We start from the raw sequence: 7,235 nt of genomic DNA on the forward strand, positions 1-7,235 counted from the left end.
CCGCAGGACTGGCGTGAGACGCTGCTCTATCGCCCGGTCGCCACCTCGTCGGCGATCTTCGAGTCCATGGGGCGCAGGGTGATCGTCAGCGGGACCATCGAGGTCGATTCCGCCAGAACCTGCGCGTTCGGCGACGTCATCTGGCCCTGCGGGCAGCGCGCCCGCGCCGCCTTCAATGCCTGGCTGCGCGGCCGGGCGCTCAAATGCGTCCTGCCGCCCGATGCCGACCGTTTTGCCATCGCCGCGCCGTGCATGCTCGGCAAACAGGATGTCGGCGCCTGGCTGGTTGCCAATGGCTGGGCGATGGCGTCCCCCTCGGGCATCTACGGCAAAGCCGAATTCGTCGCCAGGGCTGCCGAGATGGGCGTCTTCGGCCCGCCGCAATAGGGCATACCCGGAAAGGCGCGCAACGGCCTTGCCTGCGGGATTGCGTAAAAACGGAATGGCTAAAGCAGCTCGGCGATCCTACCAAACGCTGACCCGTTTCAGCGACGAATCAGATCGAAGCGAGAAGCGGGCCGCAGCCGCTGGCGCCATCCAGGGAGAAAGACACTGATTTCCTTCAAATTGTAGGCCAGGCTGAAACGGAAATCGTAACACACCGCCTTTATGCCAATGCGTCCAACAGGAGATTGGCCAGTGAGTATAAAAACCGAGACCGCGCCGGCAGAGGCCTGGAAGCATGTCGTCTGGCTGACCCTGCTGGGCACCGCGGGCTGCGTCGGCCTGTCGCTCGGCCTCAACTATCTGCTGCTGCTCAGCGACGCGTTGACGCCGTTCGGCCGCAGCGTCATCACGGCCGCCCTTCTGCCCATTATCATCGGTCTGCCGCTTTTTGCCTTGCTCGGCTGGAGAGAGGTCGAGATCCGCCGTTACCGGCAGGAGCTCACCAGATCCGGCACCTACGACCATCTGACCGGCTGCCTCAACGGGGCCGTGTTCACGTCGATGGTCGACAGGCGAGCCGCCAGACCGGCCGGGCCGCGCTCCGGCGCTTTTCTCGTCATCCATCCGGAGCATCTTTCGGCGATCAATTTGCGCTTCGGCCTCGAATGGGGCGACGAAGCCTTGCGGCTGATCGCCACCGCCATCAGGTCCTCGGTGCGCAAGGAGGATCTGATCGGCCGCATCGGAACGGCGATGTTCGGTGTTTTCCTCGCGGGCGCGACCGAGGAGGACGCCAAAGAGGTCGGCAAGCGCGTCCGGGAAGCGGTCGGGCAGATCTATTTCGCGCCGAAAGGCGACAAGGACGTGCTCGCCATCCGCGTCGGCGGCGTCGTCTTCGAACATGAATTGGCTTTCGAAGACATGTTCCGCTCGGCCGAGGAAGGATTGTCCGAGTTGCAGGACGAGACCGGCTTTCACCTGTCCCATTTCAACAACTGAGCGGCGCGACCAGCGGCCAACCCCGCCGACAACCTGGCGGGAGCTGCGGTTCAAATCCCTGCGTCTCAGATGCCGCCCATGCAGAGATATTTCATCTCAAGGTAGTCCTCGAGGCCGTGGCGGGACCCCTCCCGTCCGATGCCGGACTGCTTGACGCCACCGAAGGGTGCCGCTTCCGAGGACATGCGCCCGGTGTTGATGCCCACCATGCCGTATTCCAGGGCCTCCGCCACGCGCCAGACGCGCTTCAGGTTGGACGCATAGAAATAGGCGGCTAGTCCGTAGATCGTGTCGTTGGCCTCACACACGACCTGATCGGCATCCTCGAAACGGATGACGGGGGCCAACGGCCCGAATGTCTCCTCCTGCGCCACCGTCATCGCGCTGGAGACGTCGGTAAGGACCGTCGGCTGGAAAAACGTGCCGTCTCTGGCAATCCGGCCCCCGCCGCACCGGATCGCGCCGCCCTTTGCCACGGCATCGGCGATGTGGGATTCGATCTTGGCGAGCGCCCGCCTGTCGATCAGCGGGCCGATGGCGACGCCGGGATCGAAACCGTCACCGACCTGAAGCTCGCCGACCCGCCGGACGAATTTGTCGACGAACTCATCGTGAACGTCCGACTGGACGTAAAGTCGGTTCGCCGAAACGCAAGTCTGGCCGGCATTGCGGAACTTCGCCTGGACCGCCCCGTCCACGGCGGCATCGATGTCGGCGTCGTCGAAGACGATGAAAGGCGCATTGCCGCCCAGCTCGAGACTGACCTTCTTGATCTGGTCCGAGCACTGGCGCATGAGCAGGCGTCCGACCTCGGTCGAGCCGGTAAAACTGATCTTGCGCACTTTGGGATTGTGGCAGAGCTCGCGCCCCACCGCGGCACCCTCCGAGGCATAGATGAGATTCACGACACCATCGGGAAAGCCGGCCTCGGCGGCGAGCGCGAACATGGCGCCTGCGACAAGCGGCGTCTGTTCGGCAGGCTTAAGCACAATGGCGCAGCCCGCCGCCAGCGCCGGTGAGATCTTGCGCGCCACCATCGATGCGGGAAAGTTCCATGGTGTGATCGTGCCGACGACGCCGATCGGCTGCTTGATCACCAGCATGCGGCGGTCCGTCGACGGTGCCGAGATCGTCTCGCCATAGATGCGATTGGCCTCCTCGGCATACCATTGCAGATACGCCGCCGCATGCGAGACTTCCGATCTGGCTTCGGCGAGCGGCTTGCCCATCTCCGCGGTGAGGATCGCCGCGAGATCGTCGGTGTGGGTGACGATCAGTTGATGCCACTGCCACAGCAATTCGCTGCGCTCCCGAGCGGTCAGCCCCGCCCATTCGGCCTGTGCGGCATAGGCCTTGTCGATCGCGGCGCGCGTCTCCGCAATCCTCATGTCGGGAAGTTCCGCCAGCAATTCGCCCGTCGATGGATTGAAGACCTCGAACGTGCTCCCGCCAACCGGCGTGCCAAGCGCCGGCACACGGTCGATCGCGCCGAACAGGTCAGGCGATTTCAGGTGGCGCATGATCGGCAGGCATAGGGGCAATACCGGTCTCCTCCTTCAACGAGCTGACATTTGAGAAGGTCAAGATGTATTCCGCACGTCTGCGCCTGTCATAGGGCCTGGGAAGGACGGCGGTAGACCCACCTGTGACAACTGGCTTCCTCGAACCATCGGCAGGAATGAGAGCTCGACCAAGGGAGAGGAGGTGCCCCGAAAGCGGGCTGGTGCTGCGAGAGAGGATTGAACTCTCGACCTCTCCCTTACCAAGGGAGTGCTCTACCACTGAGCTACCGCAGCAACGGGCGTCTGAATAACCGCAGACGCCTTGAATTGCAAGGCGTAGCGGCCCCCTTTCACACCCTGCGCCGTTTTGGCCCGATGTTGCCAATGTGGTTCCAAACGGGCTCGGCACGTGCTCCAGCCTACACCGGTCGGCCGAGAGCTACACCGCTTTTGTTGCCGGATCGTTGCCAATCTGGATGCGAATTGAAATAGAGCCCCGTACAGAGGTTTTTTCGCACCCCCGCCCTTCACTCACTACCTGCGAAGGCCTTCGCGCGCGTCCTTGCGCTGTCCCCGTGGCGAATGCATGCGGTTTCGAGGATTGGCCTACCCCTGATTTGTGGCGCGCCGATACAAGGCGTACCTGCGAACGACCTTGTCGAGAGTCCGGCTCGGAGGGGAATAACAAATGTAAATGTGGATGGGGGTGATCTACGCCACAATGAGCCAGGGCCTATCGCAACGCAGTTTGCTGATCATATGGCCCCTTGTCTTCCGACGACTGTCGACACACCCTGGTCCCCCGCCCCGCTCGGCGGTCGTCTTCTTGTTGAGCGACGACGCGTGTACCAGACGATCTTGCCGTCGACCTTCATGGGCTTGTGGATCACAAGCTTCCTCCGCAGATGCTCGGGGTGAACCTCGACTAGCGTCACCTTGATGTCTGGCTTGCAGCGGCTGCAGTCGAACTTCAGGCGGAAGGGGTTGGCGCCGCCGCCATAGACCATCATCAAGTCCGCCGATCGGCAGTAGCGCACGTTCCCGCAGGCGCACTCCACCTTCAAAAGCATGTTGTGCCGGGTCGCCTTGCCCAGCGTTCGATCATCTCATGCGCCATGAGAACAAAAAAGGAACAAATTCCTTGATCGTCAAGGCGGTCTGGAATCTTTTTGCAGCTGAGGGGAGATGTCACATGCCGCTGCGCTATGCCGTCGAGACATGCCCGAATAACCCAACCGTGCTGCACATGAAGCTGAACGAGGCCGCCGACAACGGCGGCCGCGTCCTGAACGTCATCTGGCAGCAGGAGCATGAATCAACAATCACGAGACCGACTATGACCCGCGCATGAAGGTCGACGCTGGTTATGTGATCATCCTGGAATACTTCGAGCCTGAACCATGGGCGACGAGCCGACACGCCCCGGAGAAATCGCCCAGACACGCGAACGCGGCCCGCTTGGGCACGTCTGCGAGCATTCCGGGTGCGGCAAGGATGCGGGATCGGGCTTTGCCAAGCCGAAACGAGCGCCCACTGGTCCTGTTTCGAACACAGCGGCGAAGGTGAGAATTCCTTTAGCGGTGACGCTCCAGTAGATTGGTCAGAACGCCCAGCAAGCGAGTCTCTGCTGTTGGCTTTCCGACGTTAGGCGCATCCCACAGAACTGCGCCGCCGAGAAGCTCTGGCCTGTCGTAGGCGCTCGCCACCGCGAACGGGACATCGAGGCTGCTCAACTCTTCAGCCAGCGGTGTGATCAGCTCGTTGCCCAGATTGACGTCGAGCAATGCGACGGACGGCAATTCGACTTCCAATAGGCGTGACGCCTCTGCGACCGTGGCAACCGGGCCTATGACACGCCATCCACGACGCTCAAGCATGAATTTGAGGTCCATCGCGATCAGGTATTCATCTTCCACGATCAGGACCGTCTTTTCCACCGGCCTTCAATCTTTGTTGCCGTGTCCCCGCGAGCGGAATGGCCATCTCCACGTTCAAACCCGTCGTCGCATAGCTTGGTTCCACCTTGCCTCCCAGATCGTATGCGACAGCGTACTGAATCAGCTGAGTTCCGTAGCCTGTGGAGACGGGTGGGGTCACACCGGGGCCGCCGCTTTCCGACCAGGTGAGCCGCAGCAGTCGGTCATCCCCTTGCTCGATAACCCAGCGCACATGGACCTGTCCGCCCGCCTTCGACAGCGCTCCATATTTGAGAGCGTTCGTCGCCAGCTCATGCAGCGCAAGCCCGAGGGACATCAGTTGCTTGGCATTCAAATAAACGGGCGGTCCGCGATCGATCTCTACGGCGTCGGAGCTTACTGCAAAAGGTTCCAGCGTGCGCACCACCAGAGCTTCAAGGCTGCCATCACCACCGCCTATGAACCCCTGCTCATTTGCGTCAATAATAGCAGTCAACCTGCCTAGAAACGCGTCGCGATACTCCTCCCCCGAGACGCCTTCGGCCTTTGTCTGGTTAGCGAGTGCCCGCACCAGCCCAAGCAGGTTCTTCATTCGATGGCGAAGCTCACCGAAGAGAACCTCAAACTCGGCCTCTCTACGAGTCCTCTCCGTGGCATCGGCGAACGACAGCAGCATGGTGGTGCTGACATCGTCGGGACTGAACACGGTACGAGCCGTGACCAGCATGGTCCGCTGACCGATCCCGGGGAAATCGTGCTCAACCTTGTAATCGATAACTGCCGTGGTTTTCGGGATCACCTCCGTGAGCAGGCGACGCAGTTCCGGAATGTCCCACTGACCATCTCCAAGCTCGTAGATGTGCTTGCCTATGGTTTCATACCGCTCGACTTTGAACGTTCGGAAGAAGGCACGGTTGGCGCTTTGGATGCAAAGCGCGCTGTCCAGGACCAGCAGAGGAACCGGGACGGTATCCACGATCCCCTGTGCCTGCACATGCCCGGTCCTCAAGATCCGGTAGAGGTCTTCCAAGTTCACCATAGCTGGTCCCACGAAAGTGATCTTGTTGGCCGCAATCTCAGGCCAACCCTGTCTTGGGTCAAGAGCAGACCGGGCAGGCAGAAATGGGGCTGCGTTGCCGGTCCGGCGGCCGCGTTGCTGCTGTGATCGGCAAGCAGGAGCTCATGCAGATCGGCTGTCAATATGCCGGTGAGGTAGAACTGGAGATACACGATTGCTGGGGCCCGATGCTGGACGAACAGGTTACGGTCGCTCTGGGCGAACCGTCTCAACTGCGAGGGACCGGGCAGGAAGCGGCTGCAACAGATCGCCCTCCGACTTGGTCAGGTTGAGCCATGCGGACCAGTCCTCCGGAGAGGAGGAACGGAACCATGGCGGACGACAAAAGCAAACGCGATGCGCGCGATCGCGACCGTGTGTCGGGGGATCAGGAGTATGAGGTCGGCTACTTCGCCAGCAAGTTCGGACTCTCGATCCCTCAGGTCCGCGAGCTGATCGCCAGGCATGGAAATGACCGCGAGACCCTAGAGCGTGAGGCAAAGGCGCTAGGCACTCGATGAGCCGCTACTTCTTCGACACGTTCAACGGCTCAGCTCACGTGACCGATGAAACCGGCGCGGAACTGGATGACATGCAGGCGGTAAGGCGGGAGGCATCGACGGCGTTGGCCGAGATGGCGGCCGAGGTTGTTCCAATCGAAGACCGGCTCGAACTCTTCGTCGATGTTCGGGATGAGGCGGGTGCTCCGGTTCTTAAAGCTCGTGCGATCTTCGAAATGTTCGAGTGAACTGCCTGCATGTTCAAGGCATGACGCTCGCGGCCTCGTCGCGCCAAGGTATGGCATCGCGGTGTCAAGGAACATTCCTGATGCAAAGTGGTTCGGGCGTATCCCGACCCTGGAGAACCCTCATGTTCATGCACAATAAGCGACTGCAATACACCGTCCGTGTGTCGGAGCCGCGAAACTGGCATGCATGATAATGGAGCAATTCGGCGGAGCCGATGGCGAGTTGGCCGCCGCTATGCGCTATTTCACCCAAGGGCTGGGCGAGGATGATGTCGGTCGGAAAGACATGTTGCTCGACATTGCGACCGAAGAACTAAGCCACCTCGAGGTGGTCGGATCTATTATCACAATGCTGAACAAGGGCCTCAAGGCGCAGCTTGCCGAGGGACAGATGAAGGAAGCCGAGCTGTATTTGATGGTTGGCGCCAGCGGCACAACGGCCAAGGAGTCAATCCTGTTTGGCGGCGGACCCGCATTGTGCGACTCGGCCGGCGTGCCCTGGACCGCCGCCTATATCGATTCTCGCGGCGAACCAACGGTGGACCTGCGCTCCAACATCGCGGCCGAAGCTCGTGCCAAGATCGTTTACGAGCGACTGATCAACATCACCGATGATCCCGGCGTCA

General features: G+C 61.3%; 10 protein-coding genes, 1 tRNA gene and 1 pseudogene. 6 read left to right on the top strand and 6 right to left on the bottom strand.

Annotated features, from left to right (window positions below):
* Both EOA79_RS27125 and EOA79_RS27130 read left to right on the top strand, forming a co-directional pair.
* A partial coding sequence (locus tag EOA79_RS27125; protein ID WP_164893962.1) for a thermonuclease family protein occupies window positions 1-387 on the top strand: 387 nt, incomplete at its 5' end.
* Between the two features lie 252 nt (window positions 388-639).
* Entirely contained in the window at window positions 640-1,386 is a 747-nt protein-coding gene (locus tag EOA79_RS27130; protein WP_245322566.1) for a GGDEF domain-containing protein, read from the top strand.
* A gap of 65 nt (window positions 1,387-1,451) precedes the next feature.
* Here the strand turns inward: EOA79_RS27130 and EOA79_RS27135 are convergent, their stop codons facing one another.
* The 3 genes from EOA79_RS27135 to EOA79_RS27145 form a co-directional block, all read right to left on the bottom strand.
* Entirely contained in the window at window positions 1,452-2,927 is a 1,476-nt protein-coding gene (locus tag EOA79_RS27135) for an NAD-dependent succinate-semialdehyde dehydrogenase (protein WP_164748476.1), read from the bottom strand.
* A 180-nt stretch (window positions 2,928-3,107) separates the two neighbouring features.
* Window positions 3,108-3,182: transfer RNA gene (locus EOA79_RS27140), tRNA-Thr, on the bottom strand.
* A gap of 461 nt (window positions 3,183-3,643) precedes the next feature.
* The gene (locus tag EOA79_RS27145; protein ID WP_245479269.1) at window positions 3,644-3,958 is read right to left on the bottom strand and encodes a hypothetical protein; all 315 of its coding nucleotides are present in this window, start codon (window positions 3,956-3,958) and stop codon (window positions 3,644-3,646) included.
* Between the two features lie 71 nt (window positions 3,959-4,029).
* Here EOA79_RS27145 and EOA79_RS27150 point away from each other — a divergent pair, with 71 nt between their 5' ends.
* The gene (locus EOA79_RS27150) at window positions 4,030-4,239 is read left to right on the top strand and encodes a hypothetical protein (protein WP_127335825.1); all 210 of its coding nucleotides are present in this window, start codon (window positions 4,030-4,032) and stop codon (window positions 4,237-4,239) included.
* 223 nt (window positions 4,240-4,462) lie between these two features.
* Here EOA79_RS27150 and EOA79_RS27155 read toward each other — a convergent pair whose 3' ends face one another.
* The 3 genes and pseudogenes from EOA79_RS27155 to EOA79_RS33790 all read right to left on the bottom strand — a co-directional run.
* A complete protein-coding gene (locus tag EOA79_RS27155; RefSeq protein ID WP_127335824.1) occupies window positions 4,463-4,825 on the bottom strand; it encodes a response regulator in 363 nt (120 codons plus the stop codon).
* Window positions 4,794-5,843: an HWE histidine kinase domain-containing protein gene (locus EOA79_RS27160; RefSeq protein WP_348627468.1), complete on the bottom strand. Its 1,050-nt coding sequence runs from the start codon at window positions 5,841-5,843 to the stop codon at window positions 4,794-4,796. The genes EOA79_RS27155 and EOA79_RS27160 overlap by 32 nt, the downstream gene beginning before the upstream one ends.
* Before the next feature lie 222 nt (window positions 5,844-6,065).
* Window positions 6,066-6,176: pseudogene (locus EOA79_RS33790) on the bottom strand (SOS response-associated peptidase); the annotation flags it as partial.
* A 17-nt stretch (window positions 6,177-6,193) separates the two neighbouring features.
* On the opposite strand from EOA79_RS33790, the gene EOA79_RS27170 reads away from it, so the two are divergent.
* The 3 genes from EOA79_RS27170 to EOA79_RS27180 form a co-directional block, all read left to right on the top strand.
* On the top strand, window positions 6,194-6,382 hold the full coding sequence (locus EOA79_RS27170; protein ID WP_066998553.1) for a DUF3606 domain-containing protein: 189 nt from the start codon (window positions 6,194-6,196) through the stop codon (window positions 6,380-6,382).
* A complete protein-coding gene (locus tag EOA79_RS27175) occupies window positions 6,379-6,609 on the top strand; it encodes a hypothetical protein (RefSeq protein ID WP_127335516.1) in 231 nt (76 codons plus the stop codon). The genes EOA79_RS27170 and EOA79_RS27175 overlap by 4 nt, the downstream gene beginning before the upstream one ends.
* A 193-nt stretch (window positions 6,610-6,802) precedes the next feature.
* Window positions 6,803-7,235, top strand: a 433-nt coding sequence (locus tag EOA79_RS27180) for a manganese catalase family protein (protein ID WP_245489940.1), incomplete at its 3' end; no start/stop codon positions are given.

Origin of the sequence: Mesorhizobium sp. M1A.F.Ca.IN.020.03.2.1 (genome assembly GCF_004023205.1) — a bacterium.
GTDB lineage: Bacteria > Pseudomonadota > Alphaproteobacteria > Rhizobiales > Rhizobiaceae > Mesorhizobium.